This window comes from Nocardia sp. NBC_00511 (genome assembly GCF_045161165.1).
Lineage (GTDB): Bacteria > Actinomycetota > Actinomycetes > Mycobacteriales > Mycobacteriaceae > Nocardia.
This window is the reverse complement of the sequence record NZ_CP107849.1, coordinates 4,949,495-4,973,496: the sequence shown is the minus strand read 5'-3', so window position 1 is coordinate 4,973,496 and position 24,002 is coordinate 4,949,495. Positions and strand designations below refer to the sequence as shown.

Genomic DNA, 24,002 nt, shown 5'->3' with positions numbered 1-24,002 from the left:
GTGGAACCCGATCCCATGGTCGGGTGGCGGCAGGGAGTGTTGCCCCTATCGGGGGGGACTGCCCAGAGTTTGGTTGACTCGCGGGTGTAGTGGTTCAGGCCGCGAGCGCGGGCCGGTTTATTGTCTCAAACTCGATCGGGGTGAGCCGGCCGAGTCGGCGTTGCCGACGAGTGCGGTGGTAGGTCTTCTCGATCCAGACCACGATCGCCAACCGCAGTTCCGCGCGGGTCGCCCAGCGCTGCCGGTCGAGGACATTCTTCTGCAGCAGCGCGAAGAACGACTCCATGGCCGCATTGTCACCACACGCCCCGACGCGGCCCATCGAGCCTCGTAAACCGTTGACTGACAATGCATTCACGAACTTTCGGGAACGAAACTGACTGCCCCTGTCAGAGTGAACGACCGTCGCGTCTGGTGAGCGGAACGCGACGGCGTGATGCAGCGCCGATACCGCGATCGATGCCTTCATCCGAGAATCGATCGAGTAGCCCACGATCCGGTTGGAGAACACGTCCTTGATCGCGCACAGATAGAGCTTGCCCTCGCCGGTGGCGTGCTCGGTGATATCGGTCAGCCACACGGCATCCGGGGCGTCGGCGGTGAATTTGCGGTCGACGAGGTCGTCGTGGACCGGTGGGCCGGACTTGCGGTTCACCCCGCGTTTCTTGGCGAATACGCTCCAGATCCGTTGCTGTGAACACAATCTGGCGACTCGGTTCTCACCCGCGCGGATGCCGCGGGCGGGCAACTCATCGGCGATGAACCGGTAGCCGAACGCAGGGTCGTCGGCATGGATGTCGTAGGCGGCATTGATCAGATGCGCATCGTCCCAATCCCGTTGCGAGACAGGGTTCTTCTTCCATTTGAAGAATGCTTGGGTGGAGAATCCGAGTACCCGACAGGTCACCGCGACAGGAATCTTGTCTGCGGCCAGGTCCAGGACCAGCGGGTACATCATTTTGGGTTCACATCGCGCGAGAAGTAGGCGACCGCACGGCGCATGACCTCGGCTTCTTGTTCGAGTTGCCGGATCCGTTTGCGGGCCTCGCGAAGCTCGGCCGACTCATCACCGGTGACGCCGGGGCGATGTCCATCCTCGATGTCGGCCTGTTTCACCCAGTTCTTCACGCAGCTTTGCGAGATCCCGAAGTCCTTCGCGATCTGGGTCAACGGGATCTCGCCCTTGCGGGCGACCGCGACTACGTCGCGGCGGAACTCCTCGGGATAGGGCTTGGGCATGTCGGTGATCCTTCCACTGCGAGGAGGTCCTCACAGGTCAGGAGTCAACCAAACCGGGGGCAGTCCCGGGAGTTCTCACCTTGCGCTGCGCGCGTGCTTCTTCAGGTGTAAACCCGCGCGTTCCAAGGCGATTTCCTTCGGGTCGCCGAGGAAGGTGTTGGTTTTGACGATGTCCCAGCAGAGGTCGACGTAGGGCTGGTTGGGGAAATCCATGGCGAAGATGCCGAGTCTTACTGCGGGCTTTCTGTTTTGGATCCAGCCGTAGAGTTTGCTGTTGACGCCTTGGCCTACGGGGATGGTGCCGAAGCCGGGTAGGCCGAGGGCGCCGGTGGCCAGGGCTCCGGGGTAGCCCCAGGGGACGGAATAGGCGCTGGTGAAATTGATGTACCAGGTGGTGTCGGTTTTGTCGTTGTTGGCGGCGGTGAGGGCCGCTTGGGTGGCGGTCCATTTCTGGTTGGCGGCGTTGGGGATGGTGAGGCTGTCGTCTACGTGGTAGTAGTCCTGGACGTAGAAGGGGACGCCGCCGGGGGTGGTGAAACCGGCGGTGCCGTTGCCGGGCCAGTTGTCGTAGGCGTTGATGCCGATCGCGGTTTGGTCGGGGTTGACCCTTGCCGGATAGCGGCGCAGGAGAACGCATTTGCGGCGTACGGCGTCGAGGGTGGGGGTGGCGTCGGCCGTGTACCAGTAGTCGGGTTTCGCGTTGATGAGGCTCAGGACCGAGCCTTCGAAGGTGAAGCCGTCGGAGTTGACGGGGTTCGGGTCCTCCTTGATGGAGACGACGATGGTTTCCTTGGCGTGCTCGGCCAGCCAGTTGTAGACCTCGCCGAGCACATCCGCGAGCCGCATCGGCCCGGGGAGCTGGATGTCGCCGTGGTACATGTACAGGACCCCGCCGTCCAGACCGGCGCGCAGGTCGAGGAAGCGGATCCCGTGGTCGAGCTGCGAGGTCAGCGACGCGTTCTGGGTGCTGACCCAGAGACGATTGGAGCTGTAGGTGCAGGTGTCGTGGGTGCCGGGGATGGTGAGCGCGGAAAGCTTTGTGCCCCCGGCGATCTGCGACATCCAGTGGTCAGGGAAGACTCCACCCAGCGGCTTCTGCGCCCATTTGAGCTCCCCGGTGGTCTTGTCGGACCACGCGCAGTTGACGGTATTGGCCAGCGTCGCCAGGCCCGGAGCGGTGCCGGAGTACTGCCCGCCGATGTCGTTGTCGGTCTGATACCACTTGTTGTAGGCGAACGTGCTGACCAGAATCTGGCCGCTGCCATCGGATTTGAGGTAGCCCAGGTACGCCTGGTCGGCCATGCCCGCGGCGCTGATGGTGTCGCGGGCGCTGTCGGACGGCTGCGTCCCGGCGCGTGTCCAGCCCCGGTTCGCTTCGCTGTAGATCAGGTCGTACACCTTCTGGGTGCCGTACTCGCGGTAGAGCATGTGCAGCGCGCCGTTCAACGGGTACAGCGCGGGCGCACCGTAGCAGCGCGCGTCGACCTTGACCAGCGGCGACCAGTTGCTGGCGTAGCCCCCGGTCGGATCCCAGATCGTGTAGGAGATGTAGTCGCCGCCGCCCTCCGGGGAGAACGCGCAGAACAGCTGATTGTCGAAGGCGCACAGGGACACATACGCGTTGGTGTGCATCGTCATGCCGCCGCGCCAGGCCCACCGCTCCAGCTCGTCCTCGTAGACGTAGTGCACCAGATCCCGGTGCCCCTGCGCGGTCACGATGACGACGGCGTGCAATACATCGGAATCGTCATTGGCCAGCGCGACCTGTGTCGGGGTCTGCAACCCGGCCGAGATCATCCACTGCGGTTTGCTCCACGGTGCCGGATGGCCGGCCTCGTCGACACCGTCGCTCACCGAGTAATACACATTGTCGGCGGCGTTCTTGTCGACGAACGCGCACCACAGTTTTCCGGCGTGCATCGCCAGTGCGGGTGCGAATTTCGAGTATTTCTTGCTTTCCGGAAACATACTTCCGATGAAGGGCCACGGTGTAACGCCCTGGACCTGTTCACCATTGGTTTCCGAAATGTTCTCCATCATGATTCTCCTCGGGACATGCGTAATCACGCCACCGCGACCGAGCGCAATACCCAACGCTGAACCGCTGGCGTGGCCATGCCGTGAGAATTCTGTGAGCGGCCCGAATATGTTGACTGCCATTGCGTTTGCGGAGGCACCGTCGAGTGTATTGCTGTCCGGTGTCCACGTCAGCGATTTGGACGCACGTTTATTTCGAATGCGCCGAATAAATAGAAAACATTGCGGTCGGATTCTTCTGCGATCGGATCGTGCCGACGCATGCGAATACCTCCATTCGGAATGGCGTGAACGGTCTCCCGAGTGGCACGAACTGCTGCCTGGCGCAAGCGATTTGATCATTTACAATGCCGTGGCGCGTCCGGTCAGGTTGTTGTCGTGAATTGTCCCCCGGGGAGGGTGTGGCGCGACCCTAATGTCTAGCTGTGTCGACGGTCGGTGGGCCGTCGTGAAGTTCAGTGGAGAGGGATGCCATGTTTGCTCCAGTGCAGGATCATCCGTTGTTCGACGAGGTGCAGCGACGTATGGGCCGGGTGCCGAATATGACCAGGGTGATGGCGAATTCGTCTGCGGTGCTGGAGGGTTACCTCGGGCTGATGGGTGCGTTGAAGAAGGCTTCGCTGCCGGGGCCGACGTCGGAGCGGATCGCGTTGACCGTCGGGGCGTCCAATGACTGCGGTTACTGCGTGGCGGCGCATACGTTCGCGGGCAAGCGGGTGGCTCGGCTCAGTGATTCCGAGGTGGAGGCCGCCAAGGAGGGCACCTCGGCGGATCCGAAAGAGGCTGCGGCGGTGGCGTTCGCGCGTGAGCTGACCGAGTCGCGCGGTAAGGCCGATCCGGCGGCGGTGCTGGCGGCCGGGTGGAGCGAGGAGCAGGTGCTCGAGATCGTCGCACTGGTCGCGTTGCAGACGCTGACGAACTACGTCAACAAGGTCGCGCAAACCGAGAACGATTGGCCTGCGGCATGACCCGGGATGCCGGTATGCGCGCTTGAGAGGTTCGGTACGAAACCGAACGGTTTGAAATATTCGTTATGCTCCGGCGGTGATCGACGGCACCATCCCCACGCGCACGGCCGTGGTACTGCAACGAACGGCCTCGAGGCTCGGCGCGCCGCGCTGGCAGATCGACGGTGCCGTCGGCGTCGACGAGCGGCATCTCGGTGACGAGCAGGTGCGGATTCCGATCGAGTCGGCCTGGCGCATGTGGGAATTGATCGGATCGATCGGAGGCCCCGGCGCGGGTCTGTGCGCGTCCGCCACGGCCGCGCGCGGGGTGCTGGGCGTATGGGACTACCTGTTCACCAGTCGGCCGACGCTGGCCGACAGCCTGCGCACGGTGATGGAACTACGGTCGGCGGTCACCGATCCCACGGTGGTGTGGGAGGTGCTCGAGGACGGCGCGCTGCTCACCGTGCGGGTCGGCGTCGCGGTGGAGTCCGACCCGGTGTTCGTGCCGGTCGAGGAATTCGTGCTCTCGCTCATCCTGCGCCGCATCCGCGAGGCCACCGGTGCGGAGATAGTCCCGATGCGGGTCGCCTTCACCCATCGCGTCACGCACCGCCGACGTGAGCTCATCGACGAATTCGGCACCAGTCGAATCGATTTCGGCATGCCGTTCTCCGAAATCACCTTCCTGGACGCGGGCCGACTGCCCACCGGGGGCGACCCGGCACTGGGCGAAGTGTTCTCCGGCTACGCCAAACTGCTGCTGTCGACGTCCCGTCCGGTCGCGGGCTGGCGGGAACGACTGCACCTCGCGATCTCGGAAGCGTTGACGGACAACGACTTCGGTCTCGACAGCGTGGCCCGGCGGCTGTCGATCAGCTCACGGACCCTGCAGCGCCGCCTCTGCGAGATGGACAGCACCTGGAGCGACGAACTCGACCGGGTGCGTCAGGAGCAGGTCGACAACCTGCTGCGCGGCACCGAACTGCCGATCGAGTCGGTCGCCGCCCGGGTCGGCTACGCCGACGCCCGCTCCCTGCGCCGCGCCTTCCACCGCTGGACCGGTCAAACCCCGGCCGCCTACCGCAGGGACCTGGAGGACAAGCGCGCGGGCTGACCGACATCGATGGAATACCTGCCCGCCGCAGCGGGCTGCAAGGCGACAGGCCCGGTCTGCGGGCAATGGTTCGACCGGTCGAGGACGGCCGGGAAGTGGAGTTGGTTGGTATGAGAGCGATTCGGTTCCAGGAGTACGGCGGACCTGAGGTTTTGCTGCCGGTCGAGGTCGAGGTGCCGGAACCCGGTGCGGGGCAGGTATCCATCGATGTCGCTCACGTCGGCGTGAACTTCGCGGACCTACAGGCGCGGACCATCGGCTACCGGGTGCCCGCGCTGCCGTTCGTGCCGGGGCTGGAGCTTTCCGGGCATGTGCGGGCCATCGGCGCGGGTGTCGAGGGATTCACCGTCGGTCAGCCGGTGGCGGCGATCAGCGACGGCGGGGCGTACGCCGAGGTGGTGGTGGTGAACGCGGCGACGGTGTTCGCGGTGCCCGAGGGCGTCGATCTGCGCACTGCCGCAACGCTTCCCACCGTGCTGCCGACCGCCTACGCGCTGGTCAACACCGTCGGCAGGCTGCGGCAGGGTGAGACGGTGCTGGTGCAGGCGGCCGCGGGCGGCGTCGGCACGGTGGCCGCGCAGATCGCGAAGATCGCCGGGGCGGGCGCGGTGTACGGGGTGGTGTCCAGCCCGGCCAAGGCTGAGTACGCGCGTAAGTACGGGTACGACGACGCGTTCCTCAGTGCGACATTCGACACGGATGTGCGCACCGCGACCGGCGGACGCGGCGTGGATCTGGTGCTGGATTCCATCGGCGGCGACACGCTGCGACGTGGGCTGGATTCGCTGGCGCGATTCGGGCGGCTGGTGTCCTTCGGCAATGCGGGCGGGGAGGCGGCCTGGCAGGTCGGCGCGGCCGAACTCTTCCCGCAGGGGCGGACCGTATCGGGCTTCTCCATCCTGGGCTTGAGCATCGCCGCGCCGGAGGTGTTGCAGGACATCGCCGCCGAGGCGTTCGCGCTGACCACCAGCGGTCAGGTCGAGCTGCCGATCACCGCCGAGTTCGCACTGGCCGAGGCGGCCGACGCGCACCGGCTGATGGAGGGCCGGACCTCCACCGGCAAGCTGATTCTCACCGTCAATCCCTGAGGACCGAGAAGCTATCCTCACTGCCCCGCACGCAGGGGCAGGCGTGGGGTGATCGCCAGCAGCACCGGGCCCTCGGGTGCGCGGGTGGGGCAGGCTCGGGTGACGCAGGACCCGCAACCTGCTGCGGGGCAGCCGGATCCGAGCCGCTCCACCGACAGCCGGCCCTTGCGCTGCCAGTAGTCGACCATGGACCGGATTTCGTCGCGGGAGACCCCGACGCGGCGGGCGATCTGATCCAGATTCAGTTCGCCTCGCGCGCCGGTGATCTCGGCGAGCACCTGACGCAGCGGGCTGAGCGCGGCGGTCACCAGAAGACCCGGCCGATCTGGAAGACCGCGACCGCCAGCACCCACGCCACACTCAGTTGCAGGGCGACGCTCATCAGCGTCATGCGGGTGCCGATCGTATTGCGCAGCACCGCGAGGGTGGCCATACACGGTGTGTAGGCGAGCAGGAACATCATGAAGGCGAGGACCGCGGGCATGGCGTGGCCGCCGGACGAGTCGGTGAAGGTGTCACGCAACGACTGCGACAGGGGTTCGTCCGGTGTGTGACTGGCAGGCGCGTCCATGCTGTAGGACTGCGAAATCGTCGCCACCACAGCCTCTTTCGCGACGAAGCCACTGATCAGCGCCGCCCCGGCATGCCAGTCGTCGAAACCGGCGGGCGCGAAGACCGGAGCCACCACCGAGGACGCCGCGCCCAGCATGCTGTCGCCGGGCTCGACCTCCCCGAAAGTGCCGCCGTGCAAGGGAATCGAGGCGAGCAGCCAGATGGCGGTGACGGTGGCCACGATGATGCCGCTGGCCGTGGTGAGGAACCCGCGCATCTTCTGCCAGGTGTGGGTGCTCAGCACCCGCAGGCTGGGACGGCGATACGGCGGCAGATCCAGCACCAGCGGCTCGTCGGCCAGGTCGCGGAAAAGGATGTTGCGCAACAGGAATCCGACACCCACCACCAGCGCGATGGAAGCCAGGTACATGGCGAACACGACCGTTCCGGCATTGCTGCCGAAGAAGATCCCCGCCAGCAGTACATAGACCACCAGGCGCGCGTTGCAGCTGGTGAACGGGATCAGCAGGGCGGTGAGCATGCGGTGGCGCGGATTCGCCAGCACCTTGGTACCCGCGATGGCAGGCACATTGCAGCCGAAGCCGACGATCAGCGGCAGCACCGCCCGGCCGGGCAGGCCGATGGATCGCATCAGGCGATCCGCCACGAACGCCGCGCGCGCCAGATAGCCCGAATCCTCCAGTAGGGCGAGCAGAATGAACATGATCAGCATCAGCGGCACGAAGCTCAGCACCTGGCCGACGCCGTTGATGAAGCCGTCGTGCACCAGCCCGATCACGGGTATCGGCGCGTGGATCGAGGTCAGCAGGTGGGCGGCCGCGTCGGCGACCGGGCCGCTGATGAAGCCGCCCAGCGCGTCCTGCAACGGTTTCGCGACGGTGGTGGTCAGTTGGAACACGAGCCACATGACGGCCAGGAACAGTGGCACGCCCAACCAGCGGTGGGTCACCAGACGATCCACCCGGTCGCTCATGGTCAACCGGGCCGAGCTGCCGGAGACGGCGGCGGCGCGCACATCGTGGGCCCACGCGTAGCGGCGTTCGGCGATCAGAATGTCGGCGTCCTCATCGGAATCGATGGGCTCGCAACAGCATTCGGCCAGCACCGTGCGCGCCGTGACGGTGAGCTCGGCGGGGATCTCCGGCGGTGCTTCACCCGCCAGCAGGGTCAGCGCCAGCCAGCGTGCCGGATAGCGCTGCGGCAGTAGAGGTTCCAGCGTCGTGATCGCGACTTCGAGATCGTCACCGAGATGCGGTGCGATCGGCGCCGCATGGGCACTGAGTGCGGCATCGACGGCCTCGGCCAGCTCGGGCACCCCGGTGCCGCCGCGCGCGACCATGGGGATCACCGGGACGCCGGTCACCGCGGCCATCCGCTCGGCATCCACGTTCGCGCCCCGCGACGTCGCCACATCGGTCATGGTCATGGCGACCACGGTGGGCAGCCTGGCTTCGAGCACCTGCGAGAGCAGGTAGAGGCTGCGCGCCAGATTCGCGGCGTCGACCACCGCGATCACCACGTCGGGCCGGTCGGCCGCGGCATCGGTGAGCAGGGCGTCCCGCGTCACGGCCTCGTCGGGTGCGGCGGGCAGCAGGCTGTTGGTGCCGGGCAGATCGAGCAGGCGCACGGTGCGGCCCCGGCCGAGCCGCCAGGAACCCTCGGTCAACTCGACCGTGGTGCCGGGCCAGTTCCCGACCCGCTGACGCGCGCCGGTGGCGGCATTGAACAGAGTCGACTTGCCGACATTGGGATTGCCGACCAGCACCACGGTGCCGACCGCCGCGAGGGTGGCGGCCCCGCCGGAACTCACCGGCCCGCAACATGATTCATTCACGGGCCGACTCCCGTCGCACGCCGATGGATCGCGCGGTGCCCGCGTCCACCGCGATCCGCGCGTCCCCGATGCGCACGATGCGCCCGCCGAACGCGCCCACGCCCGCGACGGTGATCGCGGTGCCGGGCAGCAAACCCATCTCGAGCAGTCGTCGGCGCTGCCGCCCGAGCAGCCCGATGCGTCCGATGCGGAGTTTCTCTCCTGGTTTGCCGTCGATCAGCGAGCTCATCCTGCCTCTTCCATCAGGGTCACTGGAACCTCGCGCCGGGCCCGGTAGAACCGAACCGTCACTCGCGTGAGGGCAACCTAATAACTGATCTTAAGAGGCAACTGAGAAATAGCTAGATCACGCAAATCACGTCGGCCACGGGCCATTTGTCCCTATTCATCGGACTTGTCCCCGTCTACCTCGGAAGCCGCGTCGACCCGCCCGGACTCGATGGCCGCCAGCAGCGATTCATGGTCGGCCACGGTCTGATCCGCGTACGCGAGCGCGAATTCGCCCATCGCCCGGTCGAATACGTCGTTGCTGCCGAGATAGCTCGCGATCGCCACCCGATCGCCGGACCGCGCATGCCCGCGCGCCAGCGTATGCCCGCACAGCGCCGCGTATTGCTTCAGCTGCACCGCCGACATGTTCTCGATCGTCAACGAGCCCTTCATGTCTCGCAGCTGCCGCCAGTAGTAGAACAGCCCGTCCGGCCCGGTCGCCCAGCCCAGGAAGATATCGCCCGCCGCCTGCGTCAACCGCTGCCCGTGCACCACCCGGTGACCCTGATGCCGGAACTGGCTGGCCCGCAGATGATTCGACAGCACCGACGGTTCGGCCTGCTTGACCTGTAGGAACAGCGGGTCGCCGGTCGCGCCGCCGGTCAGCAGCGCGATGAAGCAGCGGGTGCCGACGCTGCCCACACCGACCACCTTCATGGCGATATCGCGCAGCTCGTAGCGGTCCAGCAGCACCCGTCGCTCCTCGGGCAGCGTGTTGCGGTAATCCGCGAGCACCGAGCGCAATTCCGGCACCAGGCCGCCCGGCACCGGCATCACCAGCGGCGGATCCGCCTTGATGCGCGGGTTCCCGTCCGGTCCCGGCTCGGTCAACTTGTCCAGCGCCTGCATGCTGGTGCGGCTGCGGGCCTTGTTCATCACCTTGGTGGCCAGCTTGCGATCCTGGCTGTGCAGCAGCTCTTCCACCTGCGCGGCGTCGACCATCTCGTACCAGACGTCGGTCTCGCCGAGCGCGGCCAGCCGTGCCATCGCCTCCCGGTAGGCGGTCGCCGCGGCCACCGCCGCCGTGTTCGCCTCCTCGTCGCTGAAGTCGTTGGCGCGCGCCGCCACCGCGACACTGGCCGCCAGCCGCTTCACGTCCCATTCGAACGGTCCGGGCAGCGTCTCGTCGAAGTCGTTGACGTCGAACACCAGTGAGCGTTCCGGCGAGGCGAACAGCCCGAAGTTCGACAGGTGCGCGTCCCCGCACAGCTGCACGTTCAACGCGGTGTGCTCACCGGCCGCCAGGTCCGCGGCCATGATGGCGGGCGCGCCGCGATAGAACGGGAACCGTCCGGCCGCCATCCGCGCGTACCGGATTCGCACCAGCTCGGGCACCCGGCTCTGCGCCTGCTGCTCGAGAATGGAGACCGGATCCGCGCGGTCCGCAGCCGGTTTCCACTCACCCAGTGACGTGCGAGTGACCCGCTTGCGCGCGGCCTTCCCGTTCTCCGCCGCCGAGACATCACTGACCGCTGACTCCGCCTCCGATGTCGACATAGAACGACTCTAGATTCCGGACCGATGGAGTCACAGCTTCCGCGATAGCTGTGTGTCGAGTCCGGACGGCGGCGCCGATCGAGGCCACCAGTTCGAGTGCCCCTGCTTCTGGGGGTGCGCGAAACCGACTGAAGGGAGTTTATTTCAAATACGCTCCGCGCCATGACACACAACTCGCTTCGCCTCACCGTCACCACGCTGGCCGCGGCCGCGGTGGTGACCGCCGGAATCGGCACTGCGACAGCCGATATCGCGTCGGCTCCCGCCGCTGGAACCGCCGTGGCGGGGGCCTGAGCACCGGCAGTCTCGACACCATGTCCAGTGCCGCGGCGACCGGCAGTGGGATGTACATCTGGGGGCCGATCGAGGACGCGATCTTCGGGGTGATCTGCGCGATCGTTCCCGGCAGCGCCGGATCTTTCATCTGCCCCGCACCGGGCGTCAAGTGACGCGGTGGCCGGTGCGGGACGTGCGAGTCCGATCGGGCTATCGCGTGGGCACGAGCGCGGGCTCGCCGAACCACCGGTGCAGAGCCGTGTGCAGGGAACCCTGGCTCTCGGAGGTGAAATCGTCTGTCGCCCAGGCGATATAGCCGTCTGGGCGGATCAGTAGTGCGGCTGCCGGAGGGGTCGCGGCGGTGGCTTCGACCACGGTGATGCGATCGGTCCAGCCGGTGGCGGCCGCTGTCGGATCGGCGGTGGCTTCGAAGACCAGCAGGACCGGGCGAGCCTCGTTCAGCAGTTCCGCGATACGGGTTGCGCCGCTGGCGGTTTCGATCGACACCTCGGGGGCCAGGTAGCCGGAGAGCGGGTGGGAATCTCCGGTGTCGTAGCGAATGTCGGAGCCCGCCAACAGGTTTGCGATGTGGGCCGTGACGACCGGGAGGTCCAGCAGTTCGCCGAACAGTTTGCGCAGTTCGGTGACATCCGGGCCGGGGGCGATGAGGGCCGACTGCGACAGTGAGTACATGACGACGCGTTCGGCGGCCGGGTGGCGCTCGGATTCGTAGGTGTCCAGCAGGCCCGGGGGAGCCCAGCCGTGGATCTCCGCGGCCAGCTTCCAGCCGAGATTGACGGTGTCCTGGAGTCCCAGGTTGAGGCCGGGGCCGCCCATGGCCGAATGCACGTGAGCCGCATCGCCGAGCAGCAGGATATTGCCTTCGCGGTAGCGCTCGGCGACCCGGGTGTGCTGTCCGACGGTGCGGCGCAGGGCATGTGGGCCGGGGCCGGTCGGCGCGGTCAGGGCGAGGGGCACGCCGAGTACGCGTTCGACGCTGGCGCGCAGTTCGTCGATGGTCAGCGGGGTGTCGTCGCCGAACGCGTCGCCGCCGTCGAATTCGACCGCGCCGACCATGGGGTTGCCGGGTTGGATCTCGGCGTAGACGAACATGCCGCGCTCGAGCCGATGGTGCCCGAGGCCGAAGCGACCGACGCCGGGAATGTCGATCCCGCCGTCGCCGGTGCGGTACCCGTCCGGCACCGTGACGTGGCCGACGCGGGAGACATGGCCGGTCGCGGTGACACCCGGGAAGTCGATCCCGATTCGCTTGCGCACCAGGCTCTTTCCGCCATCCGCTCCGACCAGGAAGCGGGTCCGTAGTCGATAGTCCTCGTCGGGGCCGGACACGCTGACGGTGACTTCGCCGTCCCCGGAATCGATTTCGGTCAGCGCGTGTCCCCACCTCAGATCCACGCCGAGGCCGATGGCGTGGTCGGTGAGCAACCGCACCATCTGCGGCTGCGGTCGCATGATGAGATTCACCGGATTCGGTTGCACAGCAGTGAGATCCAATGGCATCGCACCGAAGATGTACCGGTTCACCGGAGTCGGCGGACCGGGTACGCCGCTGAACGTGTCGTAGAGGCCGCGCAGATCGAGCACCCGCGCCACCTGCCCGACCAGGCCGTTGGCCTTGGGTTCGGGGCTGGGTTCGGGCAGTGCGTCCAGCACGATCGGGCGGAGTCCCGCGAGCGCGAGCTCGCAGGCGAGCATGAGGCCGTTGGGCCCGGCTCCGGAAATGACTATGTCGGCAAAGTTTTCGGGCATGGCGAAGACACCTCTTGTCGCTGAGGGGTTTTGGAGTATCCGGCGGCAGCGGGTCGCTACGGCGCCGGTTGCGGCAGCCCTGCCGCGAACGTGGCCAGGGCTTGGCGGATCAGAGTGTTGACGGGCACGGGCGGCTCTGCCCGCACATAGATTTCGATGGCGGCCTGCTGGGCGATGAACACCGCACCGGCGACCAGCCGGGGATACATATCTCGCTCGGGATCGGTGCCCGTGCGGGCCGCGATGGCGGCGATCAGGTCGTCCTCGACGCCTTTGGACAGCATCGCGCGCATTTCCGGTGCGGCGATCAGCTTTCGGGTCTCGCCGAGTTGTTCCGGGGTGGGTATGCGCAGTTCCGCATTGCCGTCCGCGAGGGCGTCGGCCTCCATCGGCCCGATCACGGCGGCCGTAATCGCTTCCCACAGCGGCTCTTCCGCCGGGCGGGATCCCAGGATCTCGATGGTCCGGCGCACCCGGTCGAGCTGACGGAAGGCCAGCGCGTCGAACTTGCCGGAGAAGTAGTTGTTGAAGGTCCGGACGGAAACCCCTGCGCGCGCCGCGATGTCCTCGCGTACCACGTTCTCGAGTCCGCGCTCGAACATGAGCTCGAGTGCGGCGTCGCTCAACGCCCTGCGGGTGTCGAGCTTCTTGCGTTCGCGAAGCCCGAGGGGCTGTCCGTCCGGCATGAATCAAGTATGAGCAAAAAGTGCCCGGCGGGCAATGTTTCTCGGTGGGAAAGTTTTTGAGCTAGTCGGCGCTCAACTGTTCGAGCACCCAGCGGGTCGCGTCGGGCTGCATGGGCAGGGTGGCGTGACTCGCCACTCCCGCACCGGGATAACGGTCCTCGAAGAAGTCGTTCACCACGCCGGGCTCCCGGATGAACGAGGCGGTCCCGACCGGCGTCAACACCTGATCACCCCGCGTCGCCAGTACCGAGTAGGTGACCCCGGGCACGGTGACCCCGCCGCGCAGCAGCGCCCGCGTCACCCGCGAACCGGCCAGACAGTCCAGCGCACCCTGCACTCCCCGGAAGACGCTGTCACGCAAGGGATCCGCGACATTGGTGAGCACCCCGGCCAGCCCCTCCGGCGACCCCGGCAGATCGAGTCCGCCGATCAAGGTCGCGGCCGTGGTCCCGGCGGTCACCGGCGCGAGATACACCGCGTGATCGACCTGCGGTCCGCCGTGCAGCATCTTCAGGTAGTAGTTGGCCACCAGCGCTCCTGACGAGTGCGCCACGATATCGACCTGTTTCGCCCCGGTCGCGGCGAGCACCTCGGAGACGAAAGCGCTCACCTGCCCGGCAGATTCGGCGACCGGCGCGGCGGCCTGCATCGGCCCGATGATCCCGTACCCGAAGATGAACGCGCAGCCGCCGCGATCCCGAATCCCGCCGGTGATCCCGGCCAGCTGCTTGTCCAGCGCGGCCCGAATGTCCCCGACCGCGCCGAAGCCGCCGAGCAGCACCACCGGATTCGGCTGCTGCGGTGCGGGTTCGCAGTCCAGCGCCGGTTCGAGGCTGCCGGAGGCGGGTAGCGGCCCGGCCGCCGGAGCGATGCCGGGCGTCGCGTTCGCGGACGGTGCGGTGAACACGGCCGGAGTCGCGCACAGCACCAGGAACACCACGGCCAGCGCTCGCACGAGTCCGGTCGCCTCGGGGCGCGGCGCCCGCGATTCGCGTTCGGACCTCCACCGTCGGCGCAGGGGACCGTGCCATATCGAAGTAGTCACCGAAATACTTCGAGCGCCGAGGGCGTTCGGACGACTCGTCCAGCGTGTCGGCGGCGTGGCATACGCTCCGGTTGGCTCGAAAGGAACCAGTCATGTGCTATCGGAACGATCGTGAGGTGCGGCGGTGAGCAAACGCGGCTGGCTGTTGTTCCTGGGGATGGGTGTCATCTGGGGCATTCCGTACGCGATGATCCGGGTCGCCGTGCGCGACTTCGATCCGGTGGTCGTGGCTTTCGGGCGCACCTTCCTCGGTGCGCTGGTGCTGCTGCCGATCGCACTGTGGACCAAGGTGCTGACGCCGGTGCTGAAGCACTGGCGCTGGGTGCTGGTCTACACGCTGGTCGAGATCACCGGCCCGTGGTTGCTCATCGGGAATGCCGAGACCACGCTGACCAGTTCGACCGTCGGTCTGCTGATCGCCGCGGTGCCGCTGATCGCCATCGTGCTCACCACCCGCCTGGGTCACGAGCGCCTCGACGTGCGTCGCGTGCTGGGCCTGGTGATCGGCTTCGCGGGCGTGGCCGCACTGGTGGGCCTCGACATCGACGTCTCGAATGCCGGTGCGCTGGTGGCCATCGCGGTGAGCGTGGTCGGTTACGCGGTGGGTCCCGTCATCATCGACCGCAAGCTGGCCGGGCTGCCGCCGATCGGCGTGGTCACCGCCTCGCTCATCATCGCGGCCGCGCTGTACCTGCCGTTCGCGGTGTGGAATGCCCCGGCGCACTATCCGGCCGGTGCGACCTGGTCGGTGGTCGGGCTCGGATTGATCTGCACCGCATTGGCGTTCGTGTTGTTCTTCGCGCTGATCGGTGAGGTGGGCCCGTCCCGCGCCACCGTCATCACCTACGTCAATCCGGCGGTGGCCCTGCTGATCGGCGTCTCCCTGCTGCACGAGCCGCTGACCGCGGGCATGGCGATCGGCTTCCCGCTGGTGATCCTGGGATCCGTCCTGGGTACCGCGCGGGCCCGGTCGGCGGTGCGCGAACCCGCTCCGGCCTGACTCACTTCGCGGCGCGGGACTGCTTGCGCTGCTTGCGGCTTCGGCTGCGCTCGATGCGCGGATCCTCGGTGACCTGGTAGCGGGGGACGTACTCGCCGAGGAAGGCCTGCAGCGTCGCGGTCGCCGGAATCGCCAGCAGCGCGCCCACCGCGCCGAGCAGCGCGCCGCCGACGATCACCGACAGCAGCGCCACCGCCGGGTTCACGTCGACGGTGCGGGCGGTGATCCGCGGTTGCAGCACGTAGTCCTGAATCCACTGGTACACCACCACGAAGATGACGATCCAGAGCGCGTCGATCGGATTGATGGTGAGCGCCACCAGGATCGGCAGGATGCCCGCGATGTAGGTGCCGATGGTCGGCACGAAGGACGCGATCACGCCGAACCAGACGCCCAGCGCCAGCGCGTTCGGCAGCCCGAGCAGCGCCAGGAACGCCCAGTGCGCCAGCGTGGAGATGATCGCGAGCAGCGCGCGCGAGTAGAGGTAGCCGCCGGTCTTGTCGATGGCCAGGTCCCAGGCATGCAGTACCGCACCCTGTTTCGCGGGCGGCAGCACCGAGCACAGCGCGCGCCGCAGCTTCGGGCCGTCGGCGGTCATGTACACGCTGAACAGTGCGATGGTCACGAACCGCGCGAGCCCGCCGAGCACCGTGCTCGACAGTCCCCAGACATTGTTCGCGGCGCGTTCGGCGTAGGAGCTGATCACGTCGGAGTCCTTGAACAGGCGATCGCGGAGCTGTCCGACGGTGAATTTCTGGTGGAAGGTGTGGTTGGCCCAGTTCACCAATTCGTCGAGCAATCGGGGTAGCTCGCCGACGACATTGGCCACCGTCTCCACCATGAGCACGCCGAGGGTGGCGAGAAAGCCCGCGGAGCAGGCGAACACGATGACGAAGACCAGTCCGGTCGCCAGGCCGCGATTCATGCCGCGCGCGGCCAGGCCGTCGACAGCGGGTTCCATGGCGAGGGAGATGAAGAAGGCGACGGTCATCATGACGGCGATGCCGATGAGCTGGTGCGCAGCCCAATTCGCCAGTTCGAAGAGCCCGAGCAGGGCCAGGGCCAGCACCATGGCACGCGGCAGCCACGCCGGCATGGCGGCGCGCGCGGGCGTGTCGGTGGTGTCGGGCGCTGCGGTCTGATCCTCGGATGTGGTGTCTTCGGCGGCCACGGGGTCAGTCTCGTGTACCGGTCGGCGTTTCCCGCCGCGACGCACCGGCGAGGGCAATAGCAGAACAATCTGGCCGGTTGGTTTTTATTAAGCGAAAGGAACCGAGAGCCTTTCGCAGAGAAAGGTTTTGCCCAGGATATTGTGCAAGCATGCGGGTGGGCAGCCAAGATATCCGAGTGCGCACGAAATTCTCCATCGAACTGATGGCGCTTACCGAAGAGCTCGCGCATATGGCGCGGCTGACGCACGAGGCGTCCGAACGAGCCTCGGCGGCATTGACCGGCAGTGACCTCACTGCCGCCTACGAGGTGTTCGCGCTCGAGGAACAGGTGCAGGTCGAGCACGCCAAGTGCGAGGACCGATCGGTGATCCTGCTTGCCCTGGAGGCGCCGGTGGCCCGCGACCTGCGGCACGTGGTGACCGCCATGCAGATCGCCGACGACCTGCTCGCCATCGGCGGTGCGCTCAGTCGCGTCGCCGACGCGGCGGTGCGGCGCTACCCGAACCCGGTGGGGCCACCGCAGGTGATCGAGCTGCTGGCGGAAATCTCCAGTGCCGTCAGTCATCTCGTCCACGAGGCCGTCGGGGTGATCGCCGCGCAGAACCCGCCGCGCGATCAGGTGCTGGTGCCGCGCGACGAGAACCTGGACCGGCTGCGACTGCGGCTGCTGGAGATCGCGGCCGACGACGCCTGGCCGCACGGGTCCGCCATGGCCATCGACATCGCGCTGCTGGCGCACCATTACGAGCGCAGCGCCGATCACTGTGTGCGGATCGGCCGTCTCATTCGCTTCTTCCACACCGGTATTCCGCTCTACGCACAAGTGGAGGCGTAACCACCACCTAGTTTTGGGGCCCCCGTCCAGCGGGAGTAGGCTGCCCGGAATTGCTTCATGGCGAGGTCTTTTCGAGTAGCACCGCACGCACGGGACACCGAAATCCGACAAGGGCCCCAAACATGACGAATACCTCTCTCAAGGCTCCGCTGGCCGCACCGGTGCGAGTCGCCCCCGCACCTGTCGTCGATCCTGACGCCGGAAAAGCGCTGTCGCACCGGCAGATCATGACGATCCTGTCGGGCCTGCTACTGGGCGTGTTCCTCGCCGCGCTGGACCAGAACATCGTCAGCGTGGCGATCGTGCGCATCGCCAACAGCCTGCACGGGTTCGACAAACAGGCCTGGGCCACCACCGCCTACCTGATCACCGCCACCATCAGCACCCCGCTCTACGGCAAACTCGCCGATATCTACGGCCGGAAACCCTTCTACCTCATCGCCATCGGGATCTTCGTGGTCGGCTCGGTGTGCTGCACCTTCGCCACCTCGATGTATCAGCTCGCGGGATTCCGTGCGCTGCAGGGCGTGGGCGCGGGCGGGCTGATGTCGCTGGCCTTCACCATCATCGGCGATATCGTGCCGCCGCGCGAAAGAGTCAGATACCAGGGCTATTTCATGATGGTCTTCGGTATCGCCACCGTGCTGGGACCGGTGCTGGGCGGCTTCCTGTCCAACGCCGACCACATCATCGGGCTGGCCGGATGGCGCTGGGTGTTCCTGGTCAACGTGCCCATCGGCGTACTGGCCATGGTGGTGGTGGCCAAGGTGCTGGACGTGCCCTTCGCGCGCAGCCGCCACCGCACCGACTGGCTGGGCGCGATAACCCTTGCCGTGGGCACGGTTCCGTTGCTCATCATCGCGCAGCAGGGTCGCGAATGGGGCTGGCACTCGCATCGCGCGCTGCTCTGCTACGGCATCGCCGCCGCCGGACTGCTGCTGTTCCTGCTGGTGGAATTCCTGATGAAGGACTCCGCGCTGATCCCGCTGCGACTGTTCCGCAGCGGCACCTTCAGCATCGCCATCGGCGGCGGATTCATCGTCGGCATCGCCATGTTCGGCGCGATCGTGCTGGTGCCGTTGTACTTCCAGGTGGTGCGCGGCTATTCACCCACGCGCTCAGGGCTTTTCATGCTGCCGCTGGTGCTCGGCATCATGGTCGGCGCGCAATTGTCCGGCCTGGTCACCAAATTCACCGGCCGCTACAAGGCGCTGCCGGTGGCGGGCTCGCTGGTCATCGCGGCCGGGTCGCTGCTGTTCGGGCTGGTGCACTACGACAGCCCGCTGTGGCAGCCGCTGCTGTACTGCGGCGTCATCGGATTCGGGCTGGGCGGCTGCATGCAGACGCTGATCATCGCCGCGCAGAACGCGGGCCCGCGCAGCGATATGGGCGTCTCCACCGCCGCGGCCACCTTCTTCCGGCAGATGGGCGGCACGCTGGGCGTCGCGGTCTTCCTGACCGTGCTGTTCAATCTGCTGCCGCACAAGATCATCGACGCGTTCGGCGGCACGCTGCCGCCGGGACTCGATCCCAGTCGGATGAGTCAGCTCGAGACCAACACCACCGGTATCGCCGCGCTGCCCGACGAGCTGCGCACGCCCATTCTGATCGGCTTCACCCACGCCATGGGCGGGGTGTTCTTCGTGGCCGCCGCGGTGGCGGTGCTGGCCGCGTTCGTGCTGGTGTTCATGAAAGAGATTCCGCTGCAGGACGGTCCGGCTCCCACCATGGAGGCCGAGGCCGAGGCGGAACCGGAGATCGAGTCGGAGCCGGAGGTGAAGCTCGAACTCGAACCCGAGCCGGAGTTACAGATCGTCAACCCCGCTGCCGTTTCACTCTCGGGCTGCGTGCACCGCGAGGACGGCCAATCAGTGCCCGACTCGGTGCTGACCCTGATCGACCAACGCGGACGCCAGGTTTCACGCGCGGTCGGCGAACCCGACGGGGCCTACCGGATCGGCGCACCGCGCGCGGGCAGCTACGTGCTCATCGTGTCGGCCTTCGGGTATCAGCCCGCGGCCGTCAGCGTGACCGTCGGCAGTCGCCCGCACCAGCTCGATATCGCCCTGCTCGGCTCGGGTGAGGTGTCGGGGGTGGTGCGGTCGGTCGGCCGCGGCGCGCCCCTGGGTGATGCCACCATCACCCTCACCGACGCGTTCGGCGACGTCGTCGGCTCCGCGATCACCAGCCCGGAGGGCGCGTTCGCCTGCCGCGGCGTGCTGGCGGGCACCTACACCCTGGTCGCGGTGGCCGATCACATGCGACCGGCCGCGACCACGCTCACCGTGCCGGACAGCGGAATGCTGCGTCACGACATCGAATTGGCGCCGCGCGCGGTGCTGGCCGGATCGGCGTGCAACGACCGCGGCCACGGTATCCCGGACGCTCAGATCACCGTGCTGGACGAGGCGGGCGATCTGATCGCGGTCACCCGCACCGACGACACCGGCCGCTACGTGGTGCCCGATCTGGCCGAGGGTCGCTACACCGTGATGGCGCGCGGGTACCCGGCCGCCTTCAGCCGGGTCGCGGTCGAGGACGGCGAGGTCGCGCACGATGTCCTGCTCAGCTACGACCGGATCGATTCGATGGAGCGGCTGGAGGCCGTGGATCGGGTCTGATCCCGTTGCGGAGTGCAGTCTTCCGGTTCGACGGGCGGTCCGGTGCCGGGAGTGTTAGTTTCGGCTCTGAAACCAGTCCAGCACTCGGTATTTGGGCTGCTCCAGGGGAAGACAAAGAACAATGAAGATCTCTCGCGCCCTGCTCACCGCCACCGCTTTCGCGACCCTGCTGCCCACCGCGGCCGCCGCCCACGCTGAGCCCGGAGACTCCGGCTCGATCAACGAGTATGTGGCGCTGGGCGACTCGTGGGCCGCCGACGCCACCCTGAGCCAGGTCACCACCGCCTTCACGCCGCTGCCCTGCGTGCAGAGCATTCGCGACTACGCCAAACAGGTCGCCGCGGCCCTCACCGTCCCCGTGTTCCAGGACGCCACCTGCGGTGGGGCCGAGACCAAGAACATGACCGCACCGCAGCACACCAGCGCGGGCGACAACCCGCCGCAATTCGACCGGCTCACCGAGAACACCGACCTGGTCACCCTCGAAATCGGCGGCAACGACGCGGGATTGGCCGCGACCGTCACCGACTGCCTCACCCTCGACCCGACCGTCAGCCCGTGCCTGAACGCCAAGATCGTCGACGGCGTGGATCAGATGTCGCAGCACATCGCCGCGACCGCGCCGCGGGTGCAGGCGACCATCGCCGGAATCCGCGAGCGCGCACCGCATGCGCGCATCCTGCTGCTCGACTACTTCGAGGGCATCGGGCTGGACGGCGGCTGCTGGCCGGAGATCCCGATCTCCGACGGCGACGCGATGTGGCTGGGGCACAAGCTGATCGAACTGCACGACATGCTCGCCGGAGTGGCGAGCGCCACCGGGGTGCAGTTCGTCGACACCTACAACGGCAGTTCGGGGCACGACGCCTGCAAGCCGATCGGCACCCGCTGGGTCGAGGGCCTGCTGCCGTATTCGGGCAGTCCGATCGGCCTGGCGGTGCCGTTCCATCCCAATCAGTTGGGCGCGGACTATCAGGCGCGACGCGTGCTCGAGGCGATCGGCTGACCGATTCGGCTCCGGAGAGATTTCTCGCCGAGGGTGAAAGGCGTGATCAGACCCCGTTTTCAAGGGCGACACGCCTGCCGCGTCATGTGACGACACGCGGTCCCGCTGCGGTACTCTCTGCCCCGCGGCTAACCAGCCGCAACAGGATTGCGGGGGGCGGAAGTGCGCGGTGGAAAGGGAGATTCATGATCGCCCCCTACCGGAGGATCGCCGGTGTCATCTCGGGATGCGCGGCGCTCATGACCGGCTGCTCCCATACCAGTGAGCCCGCTGTCGAGGTATCCGCCGCCGGCACCGCCGAAATGCAGCGCAGCGCCTTCGTGACCGGCTGCGCGGGCACCTCCGCGGGCTGGCAGGCCACCGCCGTGGTGAGCAACCGGGACGTGGTCGAGCACCGGTATCTGGTGGTGATCAGTTTCATGACACCGGAATCGACGGATCTGGAACGCACCCGCACCGAGGTGCTCGTCGCGCCGGGCACCACCCAGGATTTCACCACCGAGACCCGGCTGGATCCGCAGGACCGTCCGCAGACCGTCCGCTGTGTGCTGCGCGGGGTCGAACAGCTCTGACGCTTCGGGCGCGGGGCTGAGGCTGGTGTCCTCGAAATTTGGGGACAGGGGTGCACGCTTACAGCCTGTTTCGAAACCGCGGTTGATGGGGTTCGTCTACAGCACCCTTCTCGGGTGTCCCCCTCACACCCGGACCGGGTGCGAGGGGGTTCCCGCGTCATCCGCGATGGTTTCACCAACACCGGGGTGTCGGTCAGCGCCTTCGCGTCGGCGGGCATTGATGACCCGGCCCCCTGCTGGGAGGTCCGGGGATCGCAGAAAGTCTTGCTGGTGGGTGGCCGCCCACAGCGCCAGGTTCACCGCCGCGTTCAGATCACGATCGGTACGAAAACCACACGCGCACACGAACAGCCGGTCTGAAAGGGTGAGCTTCGCGTTGATTTCCCCGCAGGCACTACACCGTTTACTGGAGGGATACCAGCGATCGGCGCAGACCACGACCCCACCACGCCACCGCTGTTTATAGGTGAGCAGCCGCGCGAAATCCGACCATCCGGCATCACTGATCGCGCGCGCCACACAACGGTTACGGCAACGAGAAACGCCGACAAGCCTCGATCCAGCCCGACCCAACCATTCTGATCATGGGTATCACGGTGGGGATGCTGGCGGGTGGGATGCAGATCAGCGGCCTCACAGGTGAGGTTGATGAACCACCGGCCTGCCCGCTGCACAACCGTGACCGACAGAATTTTCGCGCGCCCGCCAGCGAGCATCCGCCGCAATCTACGGGTGTCCTCCCGCACCGCGATCACACCGAGACCAGGCAGGGTGATACTGCGGACACGGCCGCCGTCACCGACCCGGAGGGGTGGGCGGGCACCGGTTTTCGAGTGTTTGTTGCGAATCCGGAACGACGGCGTCGCCCGCTTCTTGCTTTTGAACTGCGGGAACCCGACCCGGCGGCCCTTGCGAATCCCCTTGCGGGAGTCAGTGAACGCCGCGAGAGCCCGCCCACAATCGACAGCGGCTTCCTCGAACACCTGCTGGCTCACCTGATCCCGCCACGCCACGCCGGTGACCTGTTTATCGGCGACCCCACGAGTATCGACGACGAACACGCGTCCAGCGGCCTCGGTTTTCTTCCACCGATTGAACTCGTTGATCAAATCAAAGCCGGTCCAGGGCACTTTACGTTGTGGATTCCGATCACGTTGGGCGAGAGCCGTCTTCACCATCGCCAGGCATTGGTTGTAGGCGAACCGAGCCGCCCCGCCATGACGTGCCAACCCCACGGCCTGTTCGGCAGTGGGGTCGAGGCGGTACCGGAAGGTGGTGTGCCTGCTCATCATCGGCGAGTATGCCAGCGGGCACCGACAAGAATATGACACACGCAACACTGCCTGCTCGGCTATCCTTGCCCACCGGAAACGATCAGTTCTGTCACAGGTATTAGGATCACCAGCGCCGGCCATGCTCGGTGGGCCGTCACAACGGGGCTCGGTGAGCCAGGCTCGAATAAGTTGCCAAAAGTTCACTGACCTGCGCGGCGGTGCTGGTGCGCTGTCTGCGGATGTGGATTTGTCGGTGCCATGGTGCATGCTCTTGGCACGCTGATGTCCGCCCCGTCCGCCCGGAGTGTCCCCATGTCGACCCGTACCAAGCCACAACCCTTGTCGGATACCGAAATTCGGCAGATCGCCGCGGCAATCGACGCGGGCCGGCCACCGATGGTGTGGTTCACCGCATCGGCGGTCGGCGTGCCGGAAGGTCGTTCCGGAAAGGTGATGTCCCTCGGTGATCCGTCCGAGGGAGATTTCCTGCAGGTGAAGCCGACCGGTTCGAAGGACGTGCTGTCCTTCGGCCCGACCGAGGTGACCCTGAACAAACCGGCACGACAAGGCGCACCGAAAGCGGCCGCCCAGACCGCGGCCGCCGCGAAACCCAGAACGGCAACCAGGAAGGAACCCACCGTGACGATGTCGTCGACCGAGACGACGCCGGCCGCCCCGCCGAGCGTTCCGAACACCCAGCCCTCCGCTCCTGTCGCGAATCCCGAAGCCGCACAGGCTCCGGCGGACCCCGCGGCCGACGCCGCCAAGGCCGCCAAGGCCGCGTCGCGTCCGGCCCGCAATGCCGCCAACGCCGGTGCCGCCGCCAAGAAGCCCAAGACCCCCGAGGTCGTCATCACCCTCAACGGCACCGCCGACGGCGAGTGGACCATGGATGTGGTCAACGGCAAGAAGCGCGCCCTGCGCGGTCTGGCCGTGCCGACATCGGCGGTCTCTCAGGCCGCCAAGCTGCTGCACCCGGAGGTCGCCGAGGTCGTCGACTCCATCGTCGAGTCGGTGCGCGCCAGCCAGCGCGCCAAGGTCGAGCAGCTGCAGGCCGAGCTCGAGTCCGCGCGTCGGCTACTCGACGACCTGGACTGATCTCACCCGCTGACCGGACATCCCGCGCTCAGGGCGGAGCTCCTG

Annotated in this window: 22 protein-coding genes and 1 pseudogene; 11 read left to right on the top strand and 12 right to left on the bottom strand. The window is 67.0% G+C overall.

The window, feature by feature from the left end; translation table 11 throughout:
- Positions 1-94 precede the first annotated feature (94 nt).
- Together OG300_RS23340 and OG300_RS23335 are read right to left on the bottom strand one after the other, a co-directional pair.
- A protein-coding gene (locus tag OG300_RS23340; protein WP_331722933.1) for an IS3 family transposase occupies positions 95-1,239 on the bottom strand; the annotation gives its coding sequence in 2 pieces (ribosomal slippage) (positions 95-960 and positions 960-1,239; 1,146 coding nt in all).
- Between the two features lie 75 nt (positions 1,240-1,314).
- Positions 1,315-3,279 (bottom strand): phosphatidylinositol-specific phospholipase C, encoded by a 1,965-nt coding sequence (locus OG300_RS23335; RefSeq protein WP_405484935.1) that lies wholly within the window; start codon positions 3,277-3,279, stop codon positions 1,315-1,317.
- Between the two features lie 470 nt (positions 3,280-3,749).
- Here OG300_RS23335 and OG300_RS23330 point away from each other — a divergent pair, with 470 nt between their 5' ends.
- The 3 genes from OG300_RS23330 (at position 3,750) to OG300_RS23320 (ending at position 6,428) form a co-directional block, all read left to right on the top strand.
- On the top strand, positions 3,750-4,244 hold the full coding sequence (locus OG300_RS23330; RefSeq protein ID WP_405484933.1) for a carboxymuconolactone decarboxylase family protein: 495 nt from the start codon (positions 3,750-3,752) through the stop codon (positions 4,242-4,244).
- Between the two features lie 76 nt (positions 4,245-4,320).
- Positions 4,321-5,340 (top strand): helix-turn-helix domain-containing protein, encoded by a 1,020-nt coding sequence (locus OG300_RS23325; protein ID WP_405484931.1) that lies wholly within the window; start codon positions 4,321-4,323, stop codon positions 5,338-5,340.
- A 110-nt stretch (positions 5,341-5,450) separates the two neighbouring features.
- Positions 5,451-6,428, top strand: a complete 978-nt coding sequence (locus tag OG300_RS23320) for a zinc-binding alcohol dehydrogenase family protein (protein ID WP_405484930.1) — start codon at positions 5,451-5,453, stop codon at positions 6,426-6,428.
- Positions 6,429-6,445: 17 nt separating this feature from the next.
- On the opposite strand, the gene OG300_RS23315 is transcribed toward OG300_RS23320, so the two are convergent.
- From OG300_RS23315 to OG300_RS23300, 4 genes are all read right to left on the bottom strand, one after another.
- The gene (locus OG300_RS23315) at positions 6,446-6,736 is read right to left on the bottom strand and encodes a FeoC-like transcriptional regulator (protein WP_405484928.1); all 291 of its coding nucleotides are present in this window, start codon (positions 6,734-6,736) and stop codon (positions 6,446-6,448) included.
- Entirely contained in the window at positions 6,733-8,811 is a 2,079-nt protein-coding gene (gene feoB / locus OG300_RS23310) for a ferrous iron transport protein B (RefSeq protein ID WP_405484926.1), read from the bottom strand. Before feoB ends, OG300_RS23315 begins: the two co-directional genes overlap by 4 nt.
- 16 nt (positions 8,812-8,827) lie before the next feature.
- Complete coding sequence (locus OG300_RS23305) at positions 8,828-9,064, bottom strand: ferrous iron transport protein A (protein ID WP_405484924.1); 237 nt, start codon at positions 9,062-9,064, stop codon at positions 8,828-8,830.
- A gap of 152 nt (positions 9,065-9,216) precedes the next feature.
- Entirely contained in the window at positions 9,217-10,602 is a 1,386-nt protein-coding gene (locus OG300_RS23300; RefSeq protein ID WP_405484922.1) for a DUF2252 domain-containing protein, read from the bottom strand.
- A 162-nt stretch (positions 10,603-10,764) separates the two neighbouring features.
- Between OG300_RS23300 and OG300_RS23295 the strand changes: the two genes are divergently transcribed.
- Both OG300_RS23295 and OG300_RS23290 read left to right on the top strand, forming a co-directional pair.
- Positions 10,765-10,896: a hypothetical protein gene (locus tag OG300_RS23295; protein WP_405484921.1), complete on the top strand. Its 132-nt coding sequence runs from the start codon at positions 10,765-10,767 to the stop codon at positions 10,894-10,896.
- A 20-nt stretch (positions 10,897-10,916) separates the two neighbouring features.
- Positions 10,917-11,051: a hypothetical protein gene (locus OG300_RS23290; RefSeq protein ID WP_405484919.1), complete on the top strand. Its 135-nt coding sequence runs from the start codon at positions 10,917-10,919 to the stop codon at positions 11,049-11,051.
- A 37-nt stretch (positions 11,052-11,088) separates the two neighbouring features.
- Here the strand turns inward: OG300_RS23290 and OG300_RS23285 are convergent, their stop codons facing one another.
- The 3 genes from OG300_RS23285 to OG300_RS23275 form a co-directional block, all read right to left on the bottom strand.
- Positions 11,089-12,648 (bottom strand): FAD-dependent monooxygenase, encoded by a 1,560-nt coding sequence (locus OG300_RS23285; RefSeq protein ID WP_405484917.1) that lies wholly within the window; start codon positions 12,646-12,648, stop codon positions 11,089-11,091.
- A gap of 56 nt (positions 12,649-12,704) precedes the next feature.
- A complete protein-coding gene (locus OG300_RS23280; protein WP_405484915.1) occupies positions 12,705-13,334 on the bottom strand; it encodes a TetR/AcrR family transcriptional regulator in 630 nt (209 codons plus the stop codon).
- Positions 13,335-13,395: 61 nt separating this feature from the next.
- Positions 13,396-14,289 carry an esterase/lipase family protein gene (locus tag OG300_RS23275; RefSeq protein ID WP_405484913.1) on the bottom strand — a complete coding sequence of 298 codons (894 nt, stop codon included), beginning with the start codon at positions 14,287-14,289 and terminating at the stop codon, positions 13,396-13,398.
- A gap of 214 nt (positions 14,290-14,503) precedes the next feature.
- Here OG300_RS23275 and OG300_RS23270 point away from each other — a divergent pair, with 214 nt between their 5' ends.
- Positions 14,504-15,379 carry a DMT family transporter gene (locus tag OG300_RS23270; RefSeq protein ID WP_405484912.1) on the top strand — a complete coding sequence of 292 codons (876 nt, stop codon included), beginning with the start codon at positions 14,504-14,506 and terminating at the stop codon, positions 15,377-15,379.
- Position 15,380: 1 nt separating this feature from the next.
- Here OG300_RS23270 and OG300_RS23265 read toward each other — a convergent pair whose 3' ends face one another.
- A complete protein-coding gene (locus tag OG300_RS23265) occupies positions 15,381-16,550 on the bottom strand; it encodes an AI-2E family transporter (RefSeq protein WP_405484910.1) in 1,170 nt (389 codons plus the stop codon).
- A 176-nt stretch (positions 16,551-16,726) separates the two neighbouring features.
- Here OG300_RS23265 and OG300_RS23260 point away from each other — a divergent pair, with 176 nt between their 5' ends.
- From OG300_RS23260 to OG300_RS23245, 4 genes are all read left to right on the top strand, one after another.
- Positions 16,727-17,386 carry a phosphate signaling complex PhoU family protein gene (locus tag OG300_RS23260; RefSeq protein WP_405484908.1) on the top strand — a complete coding sequence of 220 codons (660 nt, stop codon included), beginning with the start codon at positions 16,727-16,729 and terminating at the stop codon, positions 17,384-17,386.
- A 122-nt stretch (positions 17,387-17,508) separates the two neighbouring features.
- Entirely contained in the window at positions 17,509-20,007 is a 2,499-nt protein-coding gene (locus OG300_RS23255; RefSeq protein WP_405484906.1) for an MFS transporter, read from the top strand.
- A 121-nt stretch (positions 20,008-20,128) separates the two neighbouring features.
- On the top strand, positions 20,129-21,013 hold the full coding sequence (locus OG300_RS23250; protein ID WP_405484904.1) for an SGNH/GDSL hydrolase family protein: 885 nt from the start codon (positions 20,129-20,131) through the stop codon (positions 21,011-21,013).
- 185 nt (positions 21,014-21,198) lie between these two features.
- Complete coding sequence (locus OG300_RS23245; RefSeq protein WP_405484902.1) at positions 21,199-21,585, top strand: hypothetical protein; 387 nt, start codon at positions 21,199-21,201, stop codon at positions 21,583-21,585.
- 123 nt (positions 21,586-21,708) lie between these two features.
- Here the strand turns inward: OG300_RS23245 and OG300_RS23240 are convergent, their stop codons facing one another.
- Positions 21,709-22,023, bottom strand: coding sequence for a zinc ribbon domain-containing protein (locus OG300_RS23240; protein WP_405484900.1), 315 nt, complete (start codon positions 22,021-22,023; stop codon positions 21,709-21,711).
- A 725-nt stretch (positions 22,024-22,748) separates the two neighbouring features.
- Positions 22,749-22,874: pseudogene (locus OG300_RS23235) on the bottom strand (helix-turn-helix domain-containing protein); the annotation flags it as partial.
- A gap of 297 nt (positions 22,875-23,171) precedes the next feature.
- Here OG300_RS23235 and OG300_RS23230 point away from each other — a divergent pair.
- Positions 23,172-23,957 carry a DUF6319 family protein gene (locus tag OG300_RS23230; RefSeq protein ID WP_405484898.1) on the top strand — a complete coding sequence of 262 codons (786 nt, stop codon included), beginning with the start codon at positions 23,172-23,174 and terminating at the stop codon, positions 23,955-23,957.
- Positions 23,958-24,002: the final 45 nt, after the last annotated feature.